Source organism: Ruegeria denitrificans, from assembly GCF_001458295.1.
In the GTDB taxonomy this organism is placed as follows: Bacteria; Pseudomonadota; Alphaproteobacteria; order Rhodobacterales; family Rhodobacteraceae; genus Ruegeria; species Ruegeria denitrificans.
This window is the reverse complement of the sequence record NZ_CYUD01000002.1, coordinates 280112-301738: the sequence shown is the minus strand read 5'-3', so window position 1 is coordinate 301738 and position 21627 is coordinate 280112. Positions and strand designations below refer to the sequence as shown.

General features: G+C 57.8%; 22 protein-coding genes. 14 read left to right on the top strand and 8 right to left on the bottom strand.

Annotated elements, in window-relative coordinates; genetic code table 11:
- The first annotated feature begins 37 nt into the window (after positions 1 to 37).
- From der to RUE5091_RS04315, 3 genes are all read left to right on the top strand, one after another.
- On the top strand, positions 38 to 1501 hold the full coding sequence (gene der / locus RUE5091_RS04325) for a ribosome biogenesis GTPase Der (RefSeq protein WP_058280651.1): 1464 nt from the start codon (positions 38 to 40) through the stop codon (positions 1499 to 1501).
- Between the two features lie 165 nt (positions 1502 to 1666).
- Positions 1667 to 2653 (top strand): fatty acid desaturase, encoded by a 987-nt coding sequence (locus RUE5091_RS04320; RefSeq protein ID WP_058280650.1) that lies wholly within the window; start codon positions 1667 to 1669, stop codon positions 2651 to 2653.
- A 93-nt stretch (positions 2654 to 2746) separates the two neighbouring features.
- Positions 2747 to 3328 carry a helix-hairpin-helix domain-containing protein gene (locus tag RUE5091_RS04315; RefSeq protein ID WP_058280649.1) on the top strand — a complete coding sequence of 194 codons (582 nt, stop codon included), beginning with the start codon at positions 2747 to 2749 and terminating at the stop codon, positions 3326 to 3328.
- 58 nt (positions 3329 to 3386) lie between these two features.
- On the opposite strand, the gene serS is transcribed toward RUE5091_RS04315, so the two are convergent.
- Positions 3387 to 4679: a serine--tRNA ligase gene (gene serS, locus RUE5091_RS04310; protein ID WP_058280648.1), complete on the bottom strand. Its 1293-nt coding sequence runs from the start codon at positions 4677 to 4679 to the stop codon at positions 3387 to 3389.
- 71 nt (positions 4680 to 4750) lie between these two features.
- Positions 4751 to 6415, bottom strand: coding sequence for a mechanosensitive ion channel family protein (locus RUE5091_RS04305; protein WP_058280647.1), 1665 nt, complete (start codon positions 6413 to 6415; stop codon positions 4751 to 4753).
- A 201-nt stretch (positions 6416 to 6616) separates the two neighbouring features.
- Here RUE5091_RS04305 and yajC point away from each other — a divergent pair, with 201 nt between their 5' ends.
- From yajC to RUE5091_RS04255, 10 genes are all read left to right on the top strand, one after another.
- Complete coding sequence (yajC, locus tag RUE5091_RS04300) at positions 6617 to 6904, top strand: preprotein translocase subunit YajC (RefSeq protein WP_058280646.1); 288 nt, start codon at positions 6617 to 6619, stop codon at positions 6902 to 6904.
- A gap of 33 nt (positions 6905 to 6937) precedes the next feature.
- Positions 6938 to 8599 carry a protein translocase subunit SecD gene (gene secD, locus RUE5091_RS04295; RefSeq protein WP_058280645.1) on the top strand — a complete coding sequence of 554 codons (1662 nt, stop codon included), beginning with the start codon at positions 6938 to 6940 and terminating at the stop codon, positions 8597 to 8599.
- A gap of 1 nt (position 8600) precedes the next feature.
- The gene (gene secF / locus RUE5091_RS04290) at positions 8601 to 9569 is read left to right on the top strand and encodes a protein translocase subunit SecF (protein WP_058280644.1); all 969 of its coding nucleotides are present in this window, start codon (positions 8601 to 8603) and stop codon (positions 9567 to 9569) included.
- A complete protein-coding gene (locus RUE5091_RS04285; RefSeq protein WP_058280643.1) occupies positions 9550 to 10308 on the top strand; it encodes a TSUP family transporter in 759 nt (252 codons plus the stop codon). The genes secF and RUE5091_RS04285 overlap by 20 nt, the downstream gene beginning before the upstream one ends.
- A 9-nt stretch (positions 10309 to 10317) precedes the next feature.
- Entirely contained in the window at positions 10318 to 10671 is a 354-nt protein-coding gene (locus RUE5091_RS04280; RefSeq protein ID WP_058280642.1) for an Mth938-like domain-containing protein, read from the top strand.
- Between the two features lie 66 nt (positions 10672 to 10737).
- Positions 10738 to 11352, top strand: a complete 615-nt coding sequence (gene ccmA, locus RUE5091_RS04275) for a heme ABC exporter ATP-binding protein CcmA (RefSeq protein ID WP_058280641.1) — start codon at positions 10738 to 10740, stop codon at positions 11350 to 11352.
- The gene (gene ccmB / locus RUE5091_RS04270) at positions 11349 to 12005 is read left to right on the top strand and encodes a heme exporter protein CcmB (RefSeq protein WP_058280640.1); all 657 of its coding nucleotides are present in this window, start codon (positions 11349 to 11351) and stop codon (positions 12003 to 12005) included. Before ccmA ends, ccmB begins: the two co-directional genes overlap by 4 nt.
- Before the next feature lie 61 nt (positions 12006 to 12066).
- Positions 12067 to 12840 carry a heme ABC transporter permease gene (locus tag RUE5091_RS04265; protein ID WP_058280639.1) on the top strand — a complete coding sequence of 258 codons (774 nt, stop codon included), beginning with the start codon at positions 12067 to 12069 and terminating at the stop codon, positions 12838 to 12840.
- Entirely contained in the window at positions 12837 to 12995 is a 159-nt protein-coding gene (gene ccmD / locus RUE5091_RS04260) for a heme exporter protein CcmD (RefSeq protein ID WP_207383715.1), read from the top strand. The genes RUE5091_RS04265 and ccmD overlap by 4 nt, the downstream gene beginning before the upstream one ends.
- A complete protein-coding gene (locus RUE5091_RS04255; RefSeq protein ID WP_058280638.1) occupies positions 12988 to 13527 on the top strand; it encodes a DsbE family thiol:disulfide interchange protein in 540 nt (179 codons plus the stop codon). Before ccmD ends, RUE5091_RS04255 begins: the two co-directional genes overlap by 8 nt.
- A 74-nt stretch (positions 13528 to 13601) precedes the next feature.
- Here RUE5091_RS04255 and acnA read toward each other — a convergent pair whose 3' ends face one another.
- Positions 13602 to 16292, bottom strand: a complete 2691-nt coding sequence (gene acnA, locus RUE5091_RS04250) for an aconitate hydratase AcnA (protein WP_058280637.1) — start codon at positions 16290 to 16292, stop codon at positions 13602 to 13604.
- Positions 16293 to 16511: 219 nt separating this feature from the next.
- On the opposite strand from acnA, the gene RUE5091_RS04245 reads away from it, so the two are divergent.
- A complete protein-coding gene (locus RUE5091_RS04245; RefSeq protein WP_058280636.1) occupies positions 16512 to 17213 on the top strand; it encodes a DUF1223 domain-containing protein in 702 nt (233 codons plus the stop codon).
- On the opposite strand, the gene RUE5091_RS04240 is transcribed toward RUE5091_RS04245, so the two are convergent.
- The 5 genes from RUE5091_RS04240 to purB form a co-directional block, all read right to left on the bottom strand.
- Positions 17214 to 18137, bottom strand: coding sequence for a lysophospholipid acyltransferase family protein (locus RUE5091_RS04240; protein ID WP_058280635.1), 924 nt, complete (start codon positions 18135 to 18137; stop codon positions 17214 to 17216).
- Between the two features lie 97 nt (positions 18138 to 18234).
- Complete coding sequence (locus RUE5091_RS04235) at positions 18235 to 19278, bottom strand: flagellar motor switch protein FliG (RefSeq protein WP_243470710.1); 1044 nt, start codon at positions 19276 to 19278, stop codon at positions 18235 to 18237.
- A gap of 116 nt (positions 19279 to 19394) precedes the next feature.
- On the bottom strand, positions 19395 to 19940 hold the full coding sequence (locus RUE5091_RS04230) for a tetratricopeptide repeat protein (protein WP_058280634.1): 546 nt from the start codon (positions 19938 to 19940) through the stop codon (positions 19395 to 19397).
- A 105-nt stretch (positions 19941 to 20045) separates the two neighbouring features.
- Entirely contained in the window at positions 20046 to 20198 is a 153-nt protein-coding gene (locus RUE5091_RS23225) for a chitin-binding domain-containing protein (RefSeq protein WP_165590750.1), read from the bottom strand.
- Positions 20199 to 20320: 122 nt separating this feature from the next.
- Positions 20321 to 21625 (bottom strand): adenylosuccinate lyase, encoded by a 1305-nt coding sequence (gene purB, locus RUE5091_RS04225; RefSeq protein WP_058280633.1) that lies wholly within the window; start codon positions 21623 to 21625, stop codon positions 20321 to 20323.
- Positions 21626 to 21627 lie beyond the last annotated feature (2 nt).

Below are 21627 nucleotides of genomic sequence, written 5' to 3'. Positions count from 1 at the left end.
GCTAAAGGGCGCGTCTGAGTCTTGAAAGTTGAGTATCATGTCGCTGACCCTCGCCATCGTGGGGCGCCCGAATGTGGGCAAATCCACCCTGTTCAACCGCCTTGTGGGCAAACGTCTGGCTCTGGTCGACGACCAGCCCGGCGTGACGCGTGACCTGCGCGAAGGCGAAGGGCGTCTGGGCGATCTGCGGTTTACCGTAATCGACACGGCGGGGCTTGAAGACGCAACTGACGACAGCCTGCAGGGCCGGATGCGTCGCCTGACCGAGCGTGCGGTGGATATGGCCGATGTCTGCCTGTTCATGATCGACGCGCGCGTAGGGTTGACCCCAACGGATGAGATGTTCGCCGAGATCCTGCGCAAACGCTCAAAACATGTGATCCTCGCCGCCAACAAGGCCGAAGGCAATGCAGCGGATGCCGGTGTCCTTGAGGCCTATAATCTGGGGCTGGGTGAGCCTGTGCGCCTTTCGGGTGAGCATGGAGAGGGGATGACAGACCTTTATGCTCAGTTGATGCCGCTGGCTGATGCAGCCGATGAACAGGCTGTGGACGATGCCCCGCAGACCGATATTGAACTTGACGAAGACGGTGAGGGTGAAACACCTCTGATCACCGATGCCAAACCGCTGCAGGTTGCGGTTGTAGGGCGGCCGAATGCCGGTAAGTCTACGCTGATCAACAAGATCATCGGCGATGATCGATTGCTGACAGGCCCCGAGGCCGGCATCACTCGTGATGCGATCAGCCTACGGGTCGATTGGGCGGACCCCGACGGTGAAAGTACGCCGATGCGGATATTCGACACTGCCGGGATGCGCAAAAAGGCCAAAGTGCAGGAAAAGCTGGAAAAGCTTTCGGTATCCGATGGCCTGCGCGCCGTGAAATTTGCCGAGGTTGTGGTGGTTCTTTTGGACGCGGCCATTCCATTCGAACAGCAGGACCTTCGCATCGCCGATCTGGCCGAGCGTGAAGGTCGTGCCGTCGTAGTCGCCGTGAACAAATGGGACATCGAAGAGGACAAGCAGGAAAAGCTGCGCGATCTGAAAGAATCTTTTGAACGTCTGCTGCCGCAACTTCGAGGAGCACCGCTGATCACCGTATCGGCCAAGACGGGTCGTGGGCTGGAACGTCTGCGCGCGGCTATCCTGCGTGCCCATGATGTCTGGAACCGCCGCGTGCCCACAGCGGCACTGAACCGCTGGCTAACTGCCATGCTGGAACAGCACCCGCCGCCAGCGCCGCAGGGTCGCCGGATCAAGCTGCGCTATATGACACAGGCCAAAACGCGTCCGCCGGGATTCGTGGTGATGTGCTCGCACCCCGATAAGATGCCAGAAAGCTATAAGCGGTATCTGGTCAACGGTCTGCGCGAAGATTTCGACATGCCCGGATCGCCAATCCGCCTGACTTTGCGCGGGCAGGGCGACAAGAACCCCTATAAGGGGCGGCGCAAGAAAAACGCGGGCGCTCTGGCGAAACATCTCAAAGGCCGCGCATAACCGCGCCAATTTGCAGCATTTTCATCTGTGGGGCGTGACAGCCCCGCTGCCGCAGGCTAGCATTCGCCGGTGTGCATTTGTTTTTTGTGCGGGCTGCTTGAATGCAAGCAAAACGCAAATAGTTTCGTGGTGATATTTACAGGGCCAATCGTGGGGACAGGCTGAATGAATTTGCGGGAGTATACACGCCAATACGCGGTGCAGGACAATAGGCTGGCGGCGCTGAGCTACTTTGGCACCTTTGCTGTGTATTTCACGTCTCTGGCGCTGGCGATCACTTATGTCGACCGCTGGTATATCATGATCCCTGCCGGGGTTGTCTTCGCCTTTTCAGCTGTGCGCCTTTATGTTTTGCAGCACGACTGTGGCCACCATTCCCTTTTTGAAACGCGCGAACAGAACGAATGGGCCGGGCATGGATTGTCACCCTTCACATTTGCTCCGTTCGAGGTGATGAAACAGAACCACAACCTGCACCATGCGGGGATCGGCAATCTTGAGCACCGTGAAACCGGTGAAATCCACACCATGACCCTGCGGGAATGGAACGCAGCAAACTGGAAAACCCGTTTGTTCTACCGCCTTTACCGCAACCCTTTCATCCTGGTTCCGGTTGGTGCGCTATTTACCTATTTCATCCGCTATCGCTGGCCAAAGAACACCGTGCGGTTCGGTGTAACGGGTGTTCTGCTGCACAATCTGTCGATCGTGGTTTTCCTTGGGTTGCTATACCTGATCGCGGGTATGACCGGAATTCTGGTGTGGCTGGTTTTTTCGCTGCTTGGGGGCATGCTGGGCGTGTTCCTTGTCTATTTGCAGCATAACTTCGAAGATACCTATTGGGACCGCCGCCCGGATCTTGATCCGCAACTTGCGGCTTTGCAGGGGTCTTCTGCTCTGGATTTCGGTTGGTGGTTTGACAATGCGGTAGCGTGTATCACTTTGCACGACATCCACCATTTCAACGCACGCATCCCGTCCTACCGGCTGCGGGCGTGCCACTATAATCTGCCGCCCGAAGTCACGCCGCGACGGATCAAGTTCCCCGAAGCTGTGGCAGCACTTAAATTGAAGCTCTGGGACGAGGAGGCCAAGCGCCTCGTGCCATTTCCCAAAAAGGACAGAACCGGCACTCTGGCTCATAGCAGCTGACGTAATGGCATGGCCGAAAAGGCTTGTCGCTTTGCCGGCATGCCTTTTCAGTATAGATGCAGAAAAATCAGGGAGAGAAAGGAAGGTTTAGCAATGATCGCAGTGACCGATTTAAAGGGTGTGGGAAAGGCGCTTGGGCAGGCGCTGATGGCCAATGGGTACAAGACCGCCGCAGCCCTTGCCAAGGCTGACCCTGCCGACCTCGTCAAAATCCCCCGAATTGGTACGTCAAACGCTTCGCGGCTGATCGCTGCCGCGAAAGAGGCCATAGCGGTCAAGTCGGCGGCCAAAGTTACATCCGCGAAACCTGCAACGAAAACAGCCAGCCGCCGCGCACCTGTACGCAAAACCGCAGCTCGCAAGCCTGCGGCCCGGAAAACTGTCGCGGCCGCCGCAGCCGAAAAGCGCGCCGAAGAGGCAGCGCGCAAAGCTGCCGAGGAAAAAGCGGCAGCAGAGGCTAAGGCCCGCAAAAAGGCCAAAGCCAAGGCCAAGGCCGAGAAAGCCGCCAAAAAGCTGCAAGAGATGGAAGCAGCGATATCGAAGGCCAAGGACAAGGTGAAGTCCAAGTCCAAGAAAGACAAAAAATCCAAGAAGGACGGCAAGAAAAAAGACAAGCCCAAGAAGGACAAAAAGAAGAAAGACAAGAAAAAGGATAAGAAAAAGGCGAAGAAGTAATCCTCCTTCGCCTTGCGTTCTTTCTGACCGGCAACGCGCCCGTGCGGGGGGCGGTGTTTTATGCCAGCTTGCCGTCCAGTTGCAGCGTCAGCTTGCCGCCCAGATACGGGGACAGCACCTCGGGCAGGGTCACAGTGCCATCTGCGTTCTGACCGTTTTCAAGCACCGCAATCAGGCAACGCCCGACCGCCAGGCCCGAACCGTTCAACGTGTGGACATATTCCGGCTTACCGCCGCCTTCGGGGCGGAAGCGGGCGTTCATGCGGCGGGCCTGGAATTCACCGCAGGTCGAGACCGAGCTGATCTCGCGATATGTATCCTGACCGGGCAGCCATGCCTCGATATCAAAGGTACGCCGCGCGCCAAAACCCATGTCGCCGGTGCACAGGATAACGGTCCGATAGGGGATACCCAGTTCTTCCAGAATCCCTTCGGCGCAACGCAACATGCGCATTTGTTCCTCATCCGACTTGTCGGGATGGGTGACCGAGACCATTTCGACCTTTTCGAACTGGTGCTGACGCAGCATCCCGCGCGTGTCTTTACCTGCCGAGCCGGCCTCGGACCGGAAACACAGCGAATGCGCGGTGTAGCGGCGTGGCAGATTGCTTTCCTCGATCAGCGTATCGTTGGCGATATTGGTCAGAGAGACCTCGGACGTTGGGATCAGCCACCACCCTTCGCGGGTCTGATAGCTGTCCTCGCCGAATTTCGGCAGTTGTCCGGTGCCTTGCATCATCTCGGACAGAACCAGAACCGGGCCGTTGACCTCGGTCAGCTCGTTCTCGTTGATATGCGTGTCCAGCATGAATTGCGCGAGCGCGCGGTGAATACGGGCAACACCGCCGGACAGCAGCACAAAACGCGAGCCAGAGAGCTTGGCAGCTGTCTCAAAATCCATGCCGTGCTGGACGGCTTCGATTTCAAAATGCTCTTTCGGTGCAAAATCTAACTCAGGTGGGGTGCCCCAACGGTTTATCTCCACGTTGTCGTTCTCGTCCGCACCTCGGGGCACGTCTTCGGCGGGCAGGTTGGCGATGCGGATCAACTGGTCGGTCAACAGAGCGTCAAGGTCTTTGGCCTCGGTCTGCATGCGGGCGATTTCGGCCTTTTTCTCGGCCACCAATGCGCGCAAGCGTTGGAACTCGTCCTCATCGCCGCGCCCTTTGGCGGCGCCGACCTCTTTGCTGGCCTTGTTCTGTTCTGCTTGCGCCGTTTCAGCCGCCAGAATCTTGGCCCGCCGGCTTTCGTCCAGCCTCAACAAATCTGACGACACCGGCGCATCCCCACGGCGCGCCAGGGCGGCGTCGAAGGCGTCAGGGTTTTCGCGAATGGCGCGGATGTCGTGCATGGTTCAGATCCTTAATGCGTGAATCACTAGGATCGCTTATGCACCATCTGAAAGGCAGGGTGTAGCACCGGTTACGGCTTATTGGCGTCCTCGTGTGTTTCGTGTGCCAAATGGCCATCCCATTCTTCTGCCGGGATCTTCGGCTCGGGCGGATCGGCCATGTAAGATGGGGTCATGATCTGCACGTTGTTTTCGTTGAACACGGCCACAATATTGCGGTGCAGATCCGATCTGATCTTCGGAATGATGCTGCCACGCGTGGTATATCCGTTAATCTGATAATTGATCGCGTAATCGGCCAGAGCGGTCCACAATACGAACGGTTCGGGCTTGGCCTTGATTCCCTTGGTGCGTCTGGCGGCCTCGATCAGCATCGCTTCGACTTTTTCGGGCGGCTCTTCATAGCCGATGCCAACCGTGGTGTGCAGCAACAACCCGCTGCCATCAGTTTTCTTCGAGAAATTCACCACATCCGAGTTCATAAGCTGCGCATTCGGGATCGAGATCAGCTCGTTTTTTATGGACTTCAGATGTGTCTCCATCAGCTTGATCTGCACCACATCACCGATGTGATCCCCGATCTGGATGCGGTCCCCGATCGAGGTTGAGCGGCGATAGATTACAAACAGGCCCGCCAGCATGTTGGACACGACGGAATTCGCCCCCAACGACAGCATGGCCCCGACCAAAAGTGTGAGGCCCTGAAAGGCTGCGGAATCCGACCCTGGAATATAGGGAACAGCAAAAACCAATGCGATCAGAACAACGACGACACGGGCGATGTTGAATGTCGGGTTGACCCAGTGCTTCTCGAAATCGCCCATATCGAACGAGCCCGCCTCAACGGCGTCAAAAAACACGCGCATGCCTTTGATGATGTACATTGCGACCCAGGTGATCAGGGCCAGCATGATCAAGTTGGGAATATAGCTGATGACGCCCTTGAAAATCAGCAGAACCGGCTCAGTCAGATAAGTCAGCAGCAGTTGCGCGAAGTATCGCGTTTCAGCAAAGGCCAGTAGTACAAAGGAAAGATAGTAGTAGAAGCCCAGAAAGAAGATGATCAGTAATACGAAATTCAGACCGTATCGGACGAGGGCGGCAATCGCCTCGGCCTGAACGCTTTTGGCCGTGGCCGTTTCCACATCTCGCAAATGGCGTTTGACGAATTTAAGGGTGCGCCGCCTGATCCGGCGGTGCAGCCAAAGGATCGCGACGATGAAGACAACAAACCCAAACGTCCACGCGGCGGCCTCAATCGCGCCGGATACGCGAGCCTGCTCGGTACGATTCGCGCGATAGGCAAGGATGGCTTCTTCGATAGCCTGACCGTGAAGGAAGCTGAGAACATCTAACTCCATCTGGTCCAACTCAGCATCTGCCACCGTCACGATGGATACGATCACACCGTCAGCGCGAATTCGGATGCCAAGTTCGGTGTCTTCGAACGAAATGTTGACCGTGGGCTCTTCCGAGGCTTCGGCGACCTCGATGATCTTGTTCTGAACACTTTCGGCGCGTTCCGGTGCCGGCAGCGCGCTGGAGCCGCGCAGGAAGAACAGCATATCGCCATCCACGATGACTGGGGCTTTGAAACTGTCTGTTTCCTCAACCTCAGGTTCGGTTGCCTCAGAGGGTGTTTCCTGTGCCCAAAGCGGTGTCGCCAAACACATAATCACTGCCAGCAATGACAGTAAAAGCGTCAACGATTGGAATGGTTTGCAGCGAGCAGTCATTGTTCCTCCTTATGCCTGAATATAGCTGAGTTGAAGCCTCTGCCTAGGACATATCTGCAACGCTTTGGTGCGACTTCTTGCGTTGGGATCAGGTTCAGGTGGGTCACAGGGCCGCCTTTGCTTGCAAAGGCGCATCTCAGGGCATAGGTTCCCGCCAAATTTGCGGAACGGTGCCGCAATACAAAGCAAAAGGAATATCCCATGGAAGGTGGCGCATTCGCCCAGTTTCTCCCGCTGATCCTGATCTTCGCGATTATGTATTTCCTGCTGATCCGGCCGCAGCAGAAGAAAATGAAGCAACATCAGGCCATGGTCGAAGCCGTGCGCCGGGGCGATCAGGTCGTTACCCAGGGTGGTCTGATCGGCAAGGTGTCGAAGGTCAAGGAAGGCGAGAATGAGGTCGAGGTTGAGCTGGCCGAAAACGTCAAGGTTCGCGTGGTCAAATCGACCATCGCGCAGGTTTTGAACAAGACCGAGCCGGCGAAGTAACTTCGCGCGATAATTCCTTGAAAAGGCAGGGTAATGCTGCAAATTGATACCTGGAAGCGGGTTCTGATCTGGTCGGTCTGCGTGATCGGTCTGCTGATGGCCCTGCCGAATGCGTTCTATACGCGTGTTGAGCAATCCAACGATGCCAAGGCCTCGATTGAGCTTGGCATCGATACCCCCGAAATGCAGGCTCAGGCGGCGCAATGGCCCAACTGGCTGCCGTCGTCGCTGGTCAATCTGGGCCTTGATCTGAGGGGCGGTGCGCATCTGCTGGCCGAAGTAAAGGTCGAAGATGTCTACGAATCCCGAATGGAGGCGATGTGGCCAGAAATCCGTGACGCGCTGCGCGATGAGCGCGCGACTGTGGGTACGATCCGCAAACAGGAATCAGCCCCGGATGAGATTCGCGTCCTCATAAGCCAGCCGGAAGGAATGTCCCGCGCGCTTGAGGTTGTGCGTGGTCTGGCCCGTCAGGTGCAAACGCTGACCGGCGTAGGGGCCACCGATATCGAAGCTCGTGCAGACGGTAACACGATTGTCGTGCAACTGTCTGAGGCTGAGAAACTGGCCTCGGATGACCGCACTGTGCGTCAGGCACTGGAAATCATTCGCCGTCGGATCGACGAGGTCGGAACGCGGGAACCCACTATTCAGCGGCAGGGCGCGGACCGTATCCTGATCCAGGTGCCCGGTATTGGCAGTGCAGGTGAGCTGAAAGAGATCATTGGCACTACCGCTCAGCTGACCTTCAACTCGGTTGTCAATCGCGGCACCGACCCGGACGCCGTACCCGGTATCGGCCAAGAAGTCGTACCGTCTATTGATGAAAATGGCGTTTACTACATCATCGAGTCCGCGCCCGTTGTGACCGGTGAAGAACTAGTGGACGCGCAGCCCTCGTTTGATCAGAACGGCCGCCCGGCGGTCAGCTTCCGGTTCAACACATCTGGCGCGCGTAAATTCGGCGACTACACGCTGGAAAACATCGGCGCGCCCTTTGCGATTGTGCTGGATGACGAGGTGATCTCGGCCCCGGTGATCCAAAGCCACATTCCGGGTGGATCGGGTATCATCACCGGTAACTTCACCGTCGAGGAAAGCACAAATCTGGCCGTCCTGCTGCGTGCCGGCGCACTGCCTGCCGGGATGGAGTTCCTCGAAGAACGTACCATCGGCCCCGAGCTGGGGCAGGACAGCATCGACGCCGGTAAAGTGGCCACCATCGTGGCCTTTGTCGCGGTGCTGACCTTCATGGCGCTCAGCTATGGTCTGTTCGGGATATTCGCCAACATTGCGCTGATCATCAACGTGGGACTGTTGTTCGGCTTGCTGTCGCTGATCGGAGCCACGCTGACCCTGCCGGGTATTGCGGGGATCGTTCTGACGGTTGGTATGGCCGTGGACGCCAACGTGCTGATCTTTGAACGTATTCGCGAAGAACTGAAATCTGCCAGAGGCCCGGCGCGTGCCATTGAGCTGGGTTATGAAAAGGCGCTGTCGGCCATTCTGGATGCCAACGTCACCACCTTCATCACCGCCGTGATCCTGTTTGCCATGGGCAGCGGGCCGGTGCGTGGGTTCGCGATTACACTGGGTCTGGGTATTCTGACCTCGGTCTTCACCGCGATCTTCGTGACGCGCCTGATGATCGTGATGTGGTTTGAACGCCGCCGTCCGAAAATGATCGAGGTTTGACATGAGACTAAAACTCGTACCCCAAAACACCTCGTTCGATTTCTTCAGCAGCTGGAAGGTCTGGCTGGGTATCTCGGCCCTGATGATGGTCGTGGCTTTCACGTCCTTCATGCTGCAGGGTCTGAACTTTGGTATCGATTTCCGCGGTGGGACCACGATCCGGACCCAATCTGCGCAGGAAATCGACGTCGGTGCCTATCGTGACGCGCTTACACCGCTGGAACTGGGCGATGTGACCATCACCGAAATCTTCGACCCCACTTTTGGCGATGATGAAAACGTCGCCATGATCCGCATTCAGGCGCAGGCCGATGCCGAGGCCGTCTCGGCCGCCACGGTAATCGCCGTTGAAGAGGCGTTGAAAGTCGCTGCACCGGATATCGAGTTTGTGTCCGTCGAATCCGTAGGTCCCAAAGTGTCAGGCGAATTGATCCAGACCGCCGTGATCGCGGTGGTTTTGGCGATCGGGGCGGTGTTGGTCTATATCTGGCTGCGGTTCGAATGGCAATTCGCGCTGGGGGCTGTGGCGGCGCTGGTGCATGACGTGATCCTGACCATCGGTATCTTCTCCGAGCTACAGATTCGGTTCGATCTGGCCATTATCGCGGCGCTTTTGACCATCGTGGGCTATTCGCTGAACGATACCGTGGTCGTGTTTGACCGCGTGCGCGAGAACCTGCGGAAATACAAGAAGAAAGACCTGAAAGAGGTTCTGAACATCTCGATCAACGAAACGCTCAGCCGGACAGTAATGACCTCGGTGACCACGTTGCTGGCGCTGATCTCGCTTTATGTGCTGGGCGGGGATGTGATCCGCGGTTTCGTTTTTGCGATGATCTGGGGCGTGATCGTGGGTACCTATTCGTCGGTCTTCGTGGCCTCGACCATTCTGCTGTGGTTGGGGGTCAAGCGCGACTGGTCCAAACCGTCGAATACGGCGGGCAATCAGTTTGCCAACATCGACGCCTGATATATTCGGCCAGTCCCCAACGGGGCTGGCCGTTATCTTTTTTGCGGCTTTCCTAGGCGGCATTGTTCGCGGGTTTTCCGGTTTCGGCACCGCGCTGATATTCCTGCCGCTTTCCACCCCATATCTCGGCCCGTTCGGAGCGCTGATCGGGTTGACCATCATGGATATCTTCGGTCCGTTGCCCAACCTGCGCCGCGCATGGCACGTCGTGCATCGCAAGGATCTGGTGCGGCTGTTGGTGGGCTGTGCGCTGCTTCTTCCTGTTGGGTTGTGGCTGCTGACCAAGGTCGAGCCCGAGGTTTTCCGTTATGCTGTCAGTCTGTTGGCGCTTTTCATGCTGGCGGTGCTGATCCTTGGATTGCGATATCACGGCCATGTCGGTCGGGGGATGGTCGCGGGCATCGGCGCAGCAGCCGGGTTTCTGGGCGGAGTGGCGGGCTTGCCTGGTCCGGCGGTGATTCTGTTCTATATGTCGCGCCCCGTGCCCGTTGAAGTGATCCGCGCCACGATTTTGTTGTTTCTGTTTGGGTTCGATTTCCTCCTCCTTGGGTTTCTGACCGGGATGGAGCGGATCACATGGGCGGCAGCGGCACTGGGCCTTGTATTGGCTGTGCCGAATTTGCTGGGCAATTGGTTGGGCGGTTGGTTGTTTCGGCCCGGTTTTGAAAAACTCTATCGCGCCACGGCTTATCTGGCGATTGCGGTTGCGGCCTTGTTTGGCCTACCCCTTTGGGGCTAGAACACGGCCATGCGCCTGAATGAGATTTCATATACCAACGCAGTCCCAGTTGACGGATATGGACCTGGCTTTTTCCGGATCGGTGGGCAGGTTTACCAAGGGGCTGTACTGACAGGCCCCACCGGAACGGCGACCTGGGGCGGGTATCAGGACACAACGCCGCTGTTGGAGCTGTCCGACTCGGTGGATGTTTTGTTCATCGGCACGGGTAACGAAGTGAATCACATCTCCGCTGATCTGCGCGCTGCCTTGGAAAATGCCGGGATCGGGGTTGAGATCATGAACTCCCCGGCGGCGTGCCGTACCTACAATGTGCTGTTGTCCGAAGGGCGGCGCGTTGCGCTGGCCTTAATGCCTGTCTGAGCAGTCGGCAAGGCCTGCGTCAAATCTCGCCTTTTGCCTCTGACGGCAATGAGATAAGCGGGACCCATGACATTGACTGTGACCGATCTGGCCATCGCCCGTGGTGGCGTTCCTGTGCTTGAAGGGCTGAGCTTTGCTTTGCAACCGGGCAAAGCGCTGATTCTGCGCGGGCCGAACGGGATCGGAAAGACGACCTTGCTGCGCACGCTGACCGGGTTGCAGCCACCGCTGGCGGGGCAGATTACCGGGGCCGAGGATCAGATCGCCTACGCCTCGCATTCCGATGGGTTGAAGCCGACCCTGACGGTGGTGGAAAACCTGACCTTTTGGGCCTCGGTCTTTGGCACCTATGAAATCCAACCCGCGCTGGACGCCTATGCACTGAACGATCTGTCGGATCGCCATGCGGGTAACTTGTCAGCGGGGCAGAAACGACGATTGGGTTTGGCGCGAATGCTGGTCACGGGGCGGCCAATCTGGATGCTGGACGAACCGACCGTGTCGCTGGACCGCAACGCGGTGCAGATGTTTGCCGATGCCGTTCGTACGCATTTGGGGCAGGGCGGCTCGGCTCTGATCGCCACCCATATCGACCTTGGCCTGGACGGAGAGGTTCTGGACGTTGGCCCCAACAAGGCCAAGCCCAAGCCCATCGACGATTTCGACGGAGGTTTCCTGTGATCGCCCTGTTGCTGCGAGATCTGAAACTGGCCTTCCGCGCGGGCGGGGGGTTCGGCCTCGGTCTGGCATTTTTCCTGATCGTGACAGTTCTGGTGCCGTTTTCAGTGGGGCCGCAATCGTCGCTGCTGTCGACCATCGCACCGGGAGTTTTGTGGCTGGGCGCGTTGTTGGCCTGCCTGCTGTCGCTGGACCGCCTGCTGGCACTGGATTGGGAAGATGGCTCGCTTGATCTGCTGGCCACTGCGCCGCTGCCGTTGGAATCGGTCGTGACAATCAAGGCGCTGGCCCATTGGCTGACCACCGGTCTGCCTCTGGTTCTGGCCGCACCGTTTCTGGGCGTGTTGCTGAACCTGCCAGTGCCGGGGTTCTTCTGGCTGGTCGTATCCCTGCTGATCGGCACCCCGGCCATGAGTGTCATCGGCACCTTTGGCGCAGCCCTGACCGTGGGCTTGAAGCGCGGCGGGTTGCTGTTATCGCTGCTGGTGCTACCGCTGTACGTACCGACGCTTATATTCGGGGCCGAGGTCGCGCGCCGCGGGGCTACGGGGATGGAAACGCAAACCCCGCTGCTGATGCTGGCCGGGATCACCGCCGCGACAATTGCCCTTTTGCCCTTTGCCAGCGCCGCGGTGCTGCGCATTAACCTTCGCTGACATGGTCAAACTTTGACTGATGTCAATTGAGAACGAACCCGACTCGGACTAGATAAAGCCTATGTCTATCGCAGCCAAAGCCAACGCCCTCTGGGAATACGCCAATCCGCGCAAGTTCCTTGCCACCAGTGAACGGGTGATGCCGTTTTTCTGGGTGTCATCGCTTGCCTGTATCGTGGTGGGGTTGGTGTGGGGGTTCTTCTTCACACCGGATGACTACAAGCAGGGATCAACCGTAAAGATTATCTACCTGCATGTGCCTGCTGCGCTGATGGCGATCAACTGCTGGCTGATGATGTTGGCGACTTCGCTGGTTTGGCTCGTACGCCGTCACCATGTCAGCGCGCTGGCAGCGCGGGCGGCGGCCCCTGTGGGTATTGTGATGACGCTGATCGCCCTGGCAACGGGGGCAATCTGGGGCCAGCCGATGTGGGGCACCTGGTGGGCCTGGGATCCGCGTCTGACCTCGTTCCTGATCCTGTTCCTGTTCTACCTGGGCTATGTCGCGCTGTGGGAAGCCATCGAAGACCCCGATACGGCGGCTGACCTGACCTCGGTCCTGTGTCTGGTGGGATCTGTCTTTGCGATCCTCAGCCGTTATGCGGTGAACTTCTGGAACCAAGGCCTGCATCAGGGTGCGTCAGTGATGCGTGCCGCTGCGGTAACCGGTGCGGATACCGAAGAGAAGGTTAGCAACATCTATTTCTACCCGCTGCTGCTTTGCATCATCGGGTTCGTGCTGCTGTTTATTGCGCTGGTTCTGTACCGCACGGGCACGGAAATTCGCGCGCGCCGGGTCAAAGCGCTGCTGGCGCGGGAAAGGGTGAACGGATGATGCCCGATCTGGGAAAATATGCGGACACAGTTCTGTGGTCCTATGCGGCCTCGATCGGGTTGCTGGCGCTGCTGATCGTGTTCAGCATCGCGCGCGGCCGCAAGATCCGGGCAGAGATGGAGAAGGTCGAGCAAAGGATGACACGCAATGGCTAAGATCTCGCCTTTGATGATTGCGCCGCCGCTGATTTTCGGTGCCTTTGCCGTTTTGGCGGGTATCGGCATGTTCCGCGATGACCCCAACGCATTGCCCTCGGCCCGCGAGGGCCAACCCGCGCCGCCGGTGGTTCTGACAGAATTCGCGGGCAAGCCGGGGTTTGATGACGCCACGCTGCGGGACGGAGAGGTCAAGTTGGTCAACTACTGGGCCAGTTGGTGCGCGCCGTGCAGGGTTGAACATCCCAACCTGCAGGCCCTGTCAGATGAAGGCATCCCTGTTTATGGCATTAACTATAAGGACCAGCTGGCCAACGCCGAAGCGTTCCTGACCGAACTGGGCGATCCATATACCGGGATCGGACGGGACGAGCGGGGACGTATGGGTTTGGATTGGGGTGTCTACGGCGTACCTGAGACCTATGTGATTGACGGCGAGGGCACGATCATTCTGCGCTTTGCCGGGCCAGTTACCCAGCGGGTGATCGAAAGCACGATCCGTCCAGCATTGGAAAAGGCGGCAGGCAACTAAAGCCGCGATAGTTTAACCAAACGAGAAAAGAAAAGGGCGCCCAATCGGACGCCCATAATTTTTTGCGTTCAGGCTTAATCCGCTTTCGCCAAGTTCCGCAGCACATATTGCAGCACGCCGCCGTTTTCGACGTATTCGATCTCGGGCGCGGTATCTATGCGGCACTTGAGGGTGATGGTTTTTGTGGTGCCGTCGCCATAGGTGATGGTGCAGGGCACCTCTTGCAATGGTTCAATCTTATCCAGACCGTCAATCGAGACCGTCTCATCCCCTTTCAGCCCCAGCGAATTCCGGGTGTCTCCGCCGGTGAACTCGAACGGAATCACCCCCATGCCAACCAGGTTTGAACGGTGGATGCGCTCAAAGCTTTCGGCGATCACAGCCTTGATGCCCAACAACGCAGTGCCCTTTGCCGCCCAATCGCGCGAGGATCCGGCGCCGTACTGCTGACCTCCGAACACGACAAGCGGAACACCCTGTTCCTGATAGGCCATCGACGCATCGTAGATCGAGGTCTGCTGACCATCCGGGCCTTTGGTATAGCCACCCTCGACGCCATCCAGCATCTCGTTCTTGATGCGGATATTAGCGAACGTGCCGCGCATCATGACCTCGTGATTGCCTCGGCGTGAGCCATACGAGTTGAATTCGCGCGGTTGCACCTGACGCTCAGTCAGGTATTTGCCCGCAGGTGAGGTTGCTGCAAAGGACCCCGCAGGCGAGATGTGGTCGGTGGTGACCATGTCGCCCAGAATGGCCAGAACCTTGGCTCCGTCGATGTTCGAGATGGTGCCCGGTTCGGGGCTCATACCCTGGAAATAAGGTGGGTTCTGGATATAAGTCGAGGTCGGTGGCCAGTCATAGGTTTCCTGTTGTGGGACTTCGACCGCCTGCCATTTCTCGTCGCCTTTGAACACGTCGGCGTATTTCGACTGAAACGCCTCGCGCGTGACGGTTTCCTGCACCAGATCAGCGATTTCTTTCTGGTCCGGCCAGATGTCTTTCATGAACACATCATTGCCGTCCTTGTCCTGACCAATCGGTTCCGATGTCAGGTCGATATCCATGGTGCCCGCCAGCGCATAGACCACCACCAGCGGCGGTGAGGCCAGATAGTTGGCGCGCACGTCCGGTGAAATACGACCCTCGAAGTTGCGGTTGCCCGACAGAACCGAAGTGGCCACCAGATCGCCCTCGGCAATCGCCTCACTGATTTCCTTCTGGATCGGGCCCGAGTTGCCGATGCAGGTGGTGCAGCCATAGCCGACAAGGTTGAACCCGATGGCGTCCAGATGCTGTTGCAGCCCGGCGGCCTCAAGATATTCGGTTACAACCTGCGATCCGGGGGCCAGCGAGGTTTTAACCCATGGCTGGCGGTTCAGGCCCAGCTCGTGCGCCTTTTTCGCGACCAGACCGGCCCCGATCATCACGTAAGGGTTCGATGTGTTGGTGCATGAGGTGATCGAGGCGATCACCACCTTGCCGGATTCCATGGTGTAGTCTTCGCCTTTGACGGTGACTTCTTTATCCATCGGACGCTTGAACGTCTCGGCCATTTCCTTGGTGAAAGCGGCTTTGGCAGCAGTCAGCGCGACATAGTCCTGTGGACGTTTCGGGCCCGATATGGCCGGAACGATGGTGCCCATGTCGAGCGACAGGGTGTCCGTGTAGATCGGGGCGTAGTTCTCATCCCGCCACAGGCCGTTTTCCTTGGCGTAGGCCTCAACCAACGCAAGGCGATCCTCGTCGCGTCCGGTATTGCGCATGTAGCGCAGGGTTTCGCCGTCAATCGGGAAGAACCCGCAGGTCGCGCCGTATTCGGGCGCCATGTTGGCAATGGTCGCGCGGTCAGCCAGTGGCAGGCGATCCAGACCGCTGCCGTAGAATTCGACGAATTTGCCGACCACGCCTTTTTCGCGCAGCATCTCGACGACTTTCAGAACCAGATCGGTGCCGGTGGTACCTTCGACCATCGCACCGGTCAGTTCAAAACCGATGACCTCGGGGATCAGCATCGAGATCGGCTGACCCAGCATCGCGGCCTCGGCCTCGATCCCGCCGACGCCCCAACCCAGAACGGCCATGCCGTTGATCATTGTGGTATGGCTGTCGGTGCCGACCAGCGTATCGGGATAAGCGATCTCTTCGCCATTCTGATCTTTGTCGCTCCAGACGGTCTGGCCCAGGTATTCAAGGTTTACCTGATGACAGATACCGGTGCCGGGGGGCACGACACGGAAATTGTCAAACGCCGACTGGCCCCATTTCAGGAATTGGTAGCGCTCCATGTTCCGCTCATATTCGCGATCCACGTTCATCTGGAACGCGCGGGGATTGCCAAACGCGTCAATCATGACCGAGTGGTCGATGACCAGATCCACCGGGTTCAACGGATTGATCTTTTGCGCGTCACCACCCAGCGCTTTGATCCCATCCCGCATCGCGGCCAGATCGACCACGGCCGGAACGCCGGTAAAATCCTGCATCAATACGCGGGCAGGGCGATAGGCGATCTCGCGCGGGTTCTTGCCGCCATTGGCACCCCATTCGGCAAAGGCTTTGATATCGTCAACCGAAACAGAAAACCCGTCATCCTCAAACCTAAGGATGTTTTCCAACACCACTTTCAGCGCCGCGGGGAGCTTGGAAAAATCACCCAGACCGGCCTCTTGCGCGGCGCGAATCGAGTAATAGGCAATGGACTTGCCGTTCACGCTCAGGTTGCGCCTTGTGTTGGCGGTATCCTGTCCGACGGTAATGGGCATCTGTTGGCCTCCCTTTTAGAAAATTGGGTTTTGGGATTTGCTGATTGTTTTCTGTAACATGCTTTTGGAGCGATCAAGGCTTAGTTGCCTTGGCTCAAAATTGTATGCGGACGCATACAAAGCAAGAGCGATTGGACAAAAATCTCAAGAAACCTTGATTGGTGGTTGAGCACCGATCCGTTTAAACCGGATAAGCACCCCAAAAGCCCGAGATTTCAAATGTTCAGAATTGCTCCTGCCACCGTGTTTGTTTCCCTGTTTCTGGCCACCATGGCTGTGGCCGAGAGTGATCCGGTTGTGGTCGAATTGTTCACATCGCAGGGGTGTTCGTCCTGCCCGCCAGCTGATGAGTTGATGCACGATCTGGCGCAGCGCGATGATGTGATCGGCCTGGCCCTGCATGTGGATTATTGGGACTATATCGGGTGGGAGGATGAATTTGCGGATCCCGATCACACCGTACGTCAGCGCGCCTATGCACGTCTGGGTGGACGGTCGATGATCTATACGCCGCAGATGATCATCAACGGCCAGCAAGATGTGGTAGGCGCGAAAACGTACGAGCTGGAGGAGCTGATCGCCGCCCATCTCAAAGCCGCACCCGAGGCCGAGGTCGTGGCGGTCCGTACCGGCAAAGACGTGACCGTCGATGTCACGCCGGTCGAATTGCCTGAGGGTGAGCTTTATGACGTGCGTGTGGTGCAATACTCTCCGATGCTTCACGCCTCGATCCGTCGGGGAGAGTTGGCGGGGCATGAGCTGGACTATGCCAATGTTGTGGAATCCTGGCAGGTGGTCGGGCAGTGGGACGGGGTGACGCCGCAGCAGTTCTCTGCGGCGTTGTCCTCGGACCTCCCGGCGGTCGTGCTGGTGCAGAAGGTCGGGCATGGTCCGATCGTTGCCGCTACCAAGGTCAAGTGATCAAGGCATATCCTCGGGGGCGACACCCAGTCCATTCCAGGCCTTCCAGCGCCGGTGAATCCAGAACCACTGTCCCATGTGCTGCCGCACCATGGCCTCGAGATCATCATTGGTGAACTGGGTCATGGTTTTGGCATCGGTATGCGGGACTGGTTCGTGCAGCACGATTTCGAAATCAATGCCGTTGGGCTGACGTACGGCATAGCAAGGGATCAGCTCGGCCTTGTATTTTATTGCCAGTTCGGCGTTTAAAACCGATGTCACAGCCGGTTTGCCGAAAAAGGTCAGCTCTTCCCCGCCCTGTGCATGCAGATCCGAGACGATGGCAATGATTCCACTGTTCTTGAGCGTGCGCACCATCTCGACCATCCCGCGACGACCCTGTTCGAACATGGGCGCGCCGGTTTTATAGAACGCGTCGACATACATGTCGTTGAAATAGGGGTTTGCCATGCGGCGATAGAGGCATCCGATGGGCTGGCCACTGCGGGTTTGCAGGGCGATCCGCGCGGCCAAATAGTGGCCGAAATGCGCGGTGATCATCATGACAGGACGCCCCTCGGCCACGGCCGCATCAAAAGCAGCAATGCCAGGACCGGAAATCTTGGCTGTGGCTTGCCGCTCCGTAAATCCCTCGGGCGAGAAATGTTCCATGATCGCGCGGCCAGCGTTGTCAGGAACAGCGCGGCAGATGCGCTTCACCTCGGCGTCCGGCAGGTCGGGTCGGGTGAGTTTTAGGTTGCTGCGCACTCGCTCGGTGAACCCGACCAGAGGGGCAAGCCCGCGTACAATGGCCCCCATCGTTGCGATACGCCGTTCATAGGGCAGCAGCCGCATCGTCCCGATCACACCTTTTAGAAACAGACCGGTGACATAGTATTTTCGAAGCGCCCCGCGGCTTAGTTCCGACTTTTCGACGGGCATGTTCTGGTCTCACCGGCTGTTGCATTTTGCCGGGCCAGACATACTAGGCGCGTTCCGCGACCACAAGCGTTCCTGTATTATAAGTCGCAGCGCTGACCTATTCCTCACTTTCTTCTTCGATCAGCATGATTGTTCCTTCGTCGGCAAGGGTACGGATGGCGCCGACAATCTGCGTCATGGCGTCTTCGGCATCGGATTGCTTGACCTTGCCGCGCTCACCGATTTCTTCGCGCAGATTGTCGGCCATTCGTGACGACATGTTGGACAGCAGAAACTCGACCGTTTTTTGATCCTCATCCGTTGAGGCTCCGGCCAGTGCGGTGACCAGAACGGCCTGATCCACGCCGCGAAGAACCGCCGGGACGTCTCGCGGAAGAATGCGGGTCGGAATATGCGCAAAGGTAAAGATCGAGTGACGCACGACGCTGGCGAAATCCGCATCCTCTTCGTCCAGTGCGGTTAGCAATCCGTCGCGTGTTGAGGCAGTGGATTGGTTAAGAATGGCCCCAACCCGGGCCCCAGGGCCGTCCGCAAATGCCTGCGACGGTTTTTGGTCCAGCTGTGCAGCCAGTGACCAACCGATACGTTCGACAGCCTCGGGTGTGACATTGGCGGTTTTGGAAACCGCATAGGTGATCCGGCGGGCAATAGGGCCGGGCAGTTGCCCCAAAAGTTGCGCAGCCTTGGCAGTTTCCAGTTTTGACAACATCACGGCGGCAATTTCAGTGCTTTCTGCCTGTGCCATTTCGGCCAGTTCTTCGGCTGGGATTTCACGCAGACGTTGCCACGGATCGCCGATTTGGCGCACGCCAGCGACCTTGCGCAGACGCGCCGCAGCAGCCGGGGCAATCTTACCGTCCACCGCATCCAAGGCGCTGGCAAGACCGTGTGGGAAGGACAGGCCAACGCCATCCAGCGCTTCGGCAAATTCCTGCGCCACGGCATCCAGTGTCACCCGATCTACCAATCCCATCTCTCCTAACTGATGGGTCAGTTTTTCCTGCAGATCATCAGGAAGGTCTTCCAACGGGATATCCGCACCATCATTCAGCAGCAGCCGCACGACCACGGCGGCCTTCTGCCGGTTGCTGAGCGCGCGGGGAATGACGCGGGGGGCGTCATTGTTCGTCTGATCTGTCACCGGAGCCGCCCCCGGTGCCACCTGTATCAAAGTGTTCGTTTCCTGCATCTGCCTGCGGTGCCAAAGTTGCGTTCCACAGGCAGAATACGGAGAGTTGGGTAAAGAAAGGCTGAAGCTTAGTAGTTATAGGTCAGTCCGGTGCGGATTGCCTCGCGCAGCGACGCCTCGGCCCAGCTGCCTTCACCACCGCGCGCCTTAATTTCGCGCCACTGGGCAATTGCCAAATCGGTTTTCCCTTCGGCCACAAAGCCCTGACCCATATAGCTGCGTGCCAGAATATTGTCGGGGTTGGTTTCGATGGCATTGGAGTAAAATACGTTGGCCAGCTCAAGCTCACCCATTTTACGGTAAGTAAAGCCCCAGTAGGTCAGCACACGATCATCGTTTTGATCCATAACTCGAAGAATATTCTGAGCGTTTTCAAACTGCCCGTCATACGCCAGTTCACGCACGGCTTCATACAGCTCATCCTGGGTGAAGTTGGTCTTGTCTGGCTTGACGCAGCGCCCAGCATCCTTGTCGTAGACGCGGCCGAACAGGCACTTTTTTGTCGTATTGGTCGGTTTCGGTGGGGTGGTGGCGCCGCCACCGCCGGCCGCATATAGGGCCGGAGCGAAGGCAAATGCCTGAAGGGCAATAGCTGAAACTAATACAAGGCGCATTTTCCTACTCCGTTTTTTTGGGCTGCTCTCATCAAGCATAGCGCGATCTGATAAAAAGCTAACAACCGCGGTCTCGCTTTTATTCACAAGTAGGAAATAAAATTCTCAGCTGTTTACGATTTTCGCGCAGGTTTGGGTTTCGGAATCCCAGTATGTCCCGTCTGCACAGGACTGGGTTTGCTTGGAATGACCGGTGCAGGCCAAAGCGACCGAAGCTGAAAACGTAAGGGTCAAGGCGCAGAGAATGGTGCGGATCATGTTATTTCTCCCGATCGGAAATACACGCGTAGCATAGCTGATTTTGACCCGTCTGGCAAAATAACAGGGCCCGGATCGCGTTTTGCGAACCGGGCCCTTTGAACTGACTGAACGGTCAGGATTTATTCGCCAAACACGCGGGCGAAGATCGTGTCGACGTGTTTGGTGTGATAGCCAAGATCGAACTTCTCTTCGATTTCTTCAGGGCTCAGCGCGGCGGTGACATCGGCGTCAGCAAGCAGTTCTTCTTTGAAGTCGGTGCGATGTTCCCATACTTTCAGCGCGTTGCGCTGAACCATGGCATAGGCATCTTCGCGGCTGACCCCTGCTTGTGTCAGCGCCAGCAGAACCCGCTGGCTCATCACCAGGCCGGGGAATTTGTTCATGTTTTCCATCATGTTCTCGGGGAAGATCAGCATCTTGTCGATCACACCTGTCAGGCGGGCCAGTGCAAAATCAAGGGTGATTGTGGCATCCGGGCCGATCATGCGTTCGACCGAGGAATGCGAGATGTCGCGTTCATGCCAGAGCGCCACGTTTTCCATCGCCGGGATCACAGCCGCACGTACCATGCGGGCCAGACCGGTCAGGTTTTCGGTCAGGACTGGGTTTTTCTTGTGCGGCATGGCCGACGAGCCTTTTTGACCCATCGAGAAGAATTCGGCCCCTTCCAGCACCTCGGTCCGCTGCATGTGGCGGATTTCGATGGCGATGTTTTCAATGCTGCTGGCGATAACGCCGAGAGTCGCAAAGAAGGCCGCGTGGCGGTCGCGCGGGATGACTTGTGTGCTGATCGGCTCGGGGACTAGACCTAGCTGATCGCAGACATGTTCTTCGACGCGGGGGTCGATGTTGGCGAACGTGCCTACCGCGCCGCTGATCGCACCGGTGGCGATTTCTGCACGGGCGTCGCGCATGCGGGACAGGTTGCGGTCCATCTCGGCGTAGAAACGGGCAAAGGTCAGGCCCATAGTGGTCGGTTCGGCATGGATGCCGTGGCTGCGGCCGATGCGGATTGTGTCCTTGTGTTCAATCGCGCGGCGCTTAAGGGCGGCCAGCAGACCTTCGAGGTCAGCGATCAGCAGGTCAGCGGCACGGGTCATCTGCACATTGAGGCAGGTATCCAGCACGTCCGAGCTGGTCATGCCTTGGTGAACAAACCGCGCCTCTTCGCTGCCGACATGTTCGGCGAGGTGTGTGAGGAAGGCGATAACGTCGTGCTTGGTAACAGCTTCGATCTCATCAATACGGGCCACGTCGAATTCCACGTCCTTGGCTTTCCACACAGCCTCGGCGTTTTCGCGCGGGATCACACCCAGATCGGCCATGGCGTCACAGGCATGGGCCTCGATCTCGTACCAGATGCGGAACTTGGTCTCGGGCGACCAGATGGCAACCATATCGGGGCGGGAGTAACGTGGAATCATTG

Excerpts from the sequence above, each read along its gene's own strand:
- der (WP_058280651.1), top strand. The coding sequence starts at position 38 with ATGTCGCTGACCCTCGCCATCGTGGGGCGCCCGAATGTGGGCAAATCC.
- RUE5091_RS04320 (WP_058280650.1), top strand. The coding sequence starts at position 1,667 with ATGAATTTGCGGGAGTATACACGCCAATACGCGGTGCAGGACAATAGG.
- RUE5091_RS04315 (WP_058280649.1), top strand. The coding sequence starts at position 2,747 with ATGATCGCAGTGACCGATTTAAAGGGTGTGGGAAAGGCGCTTGGGCAG.
- serS (WP_058280648.1), bottom strand. The coding sequence starts at position 4,679 with ATGCACGACATCCGCGCCATTCGCGAAAACCCTGACGCCTTCGACGCC.
- RUE5091_RS04305 (WP_058280647.1), bottom strand. The coding sequence starts at position 6,415 with ATGACTGCTCGCTGCAAACCATTCCAATCGTTGACGCTTTTACTGTCA.
- yajC (WP_058280646.1), top strand. The coding sequence starts at position 6,617 with ATGGAAGGTGGCGCATTCGCCCAGTTTCTCCCGCTGATCCTGATCTTC.
- secD (WP_058280645.1), top strand. The coding sequence starts at position 6,938 with ATGCTGCAAATTGATACCTGGAAGCGGGTTCTGATCTGGTCGGTCTGC.
- secF (WP_058280644.1), top strand. The coding sequence starts at position 8,601 with ATGAGACTAAAACTCGTACCCCAAAACACCTCGTTCGATTTCTTCAGC.
- RUE5091_RS04280 (WP_058280642.1), top strand. The coding sequence starts at position 10,318 with ATGCGCCTGAATGAGATTTCATATACCAACGCAGTCCCAGTTGACGGA.
- ccmA (WP_058280641.1), top strand. The coding sequence starts at position 10,738 with ATGACATTGACTGTGACCGATCTGGCCATCGCCCGTGGTGGCGTTCCT.
- RUE5091_RS04265 (WP_058280639.1), top strand. The coding sequence starts at position 12,067 with ATGTCTATCGCAGCCAAAGCCAACGCCCTCTGGGAATACGCCAATCCG.
- ccmD (WP_207383715.1), top strand. The coding sequence starts at position 12,837 with ATGATGCCCGATCTGGGAAAATATGCGGACACAGTTCTGTGGTCCTAT.
- RUE5091_RS04255 (WP_058280638.1), top strand. The coding sequence starts at position 12,988 with ATGGCTAAGATCTCGCCTTTGATGATTGCGCCGCCGCTGATTTTCGGT.
- acnA (WP_058280637.1), bottom strand. The coding sequence starts at position 16,292 with ATGCCCATTACCGTCGGACAGGATACCGCCAACACAAGGCGCAACCTG.
- RUE5091_RS04245 (WP_058280636.1), top strand. The coding sequence starts at position 16,512 with ATGTTCAGAATTGCTCCTGCCACCGTGTTTGTTTCCCTGTTTCTGGCC.
- RUE5091_RS04240 (WP_058280635.1), bottom strand. The coding sequence starts at position 18,137 with ATGCCCGTCGAAAAGTCGGAACTAAGCCGCGGGGCGCTTCGAAAATAC.
- RUE5091_RS04230 (WP_058280634.1), bottom strand. The coding sequence starts at position 19,940 with ATGCGCCTTGTATTAGTTTCAGCTATTGCCCTTCAGGCATTTGCCTTC.
- RUE5091_RS23225 (WP_165590750.1), bottom strand. The coding sequence starts at position 20,198 with ATGATCCGCACCATTCTCTGCGCCTTGACCCTTACGTTTTCAGCTTCG.
- purB (WP_058280633.1), bottom strand. The coding sequence starts at position 21,625 with ATGATTCCACGTTACTCCCGCCCCGATATGGTTGCCATCTGGTCGCCC.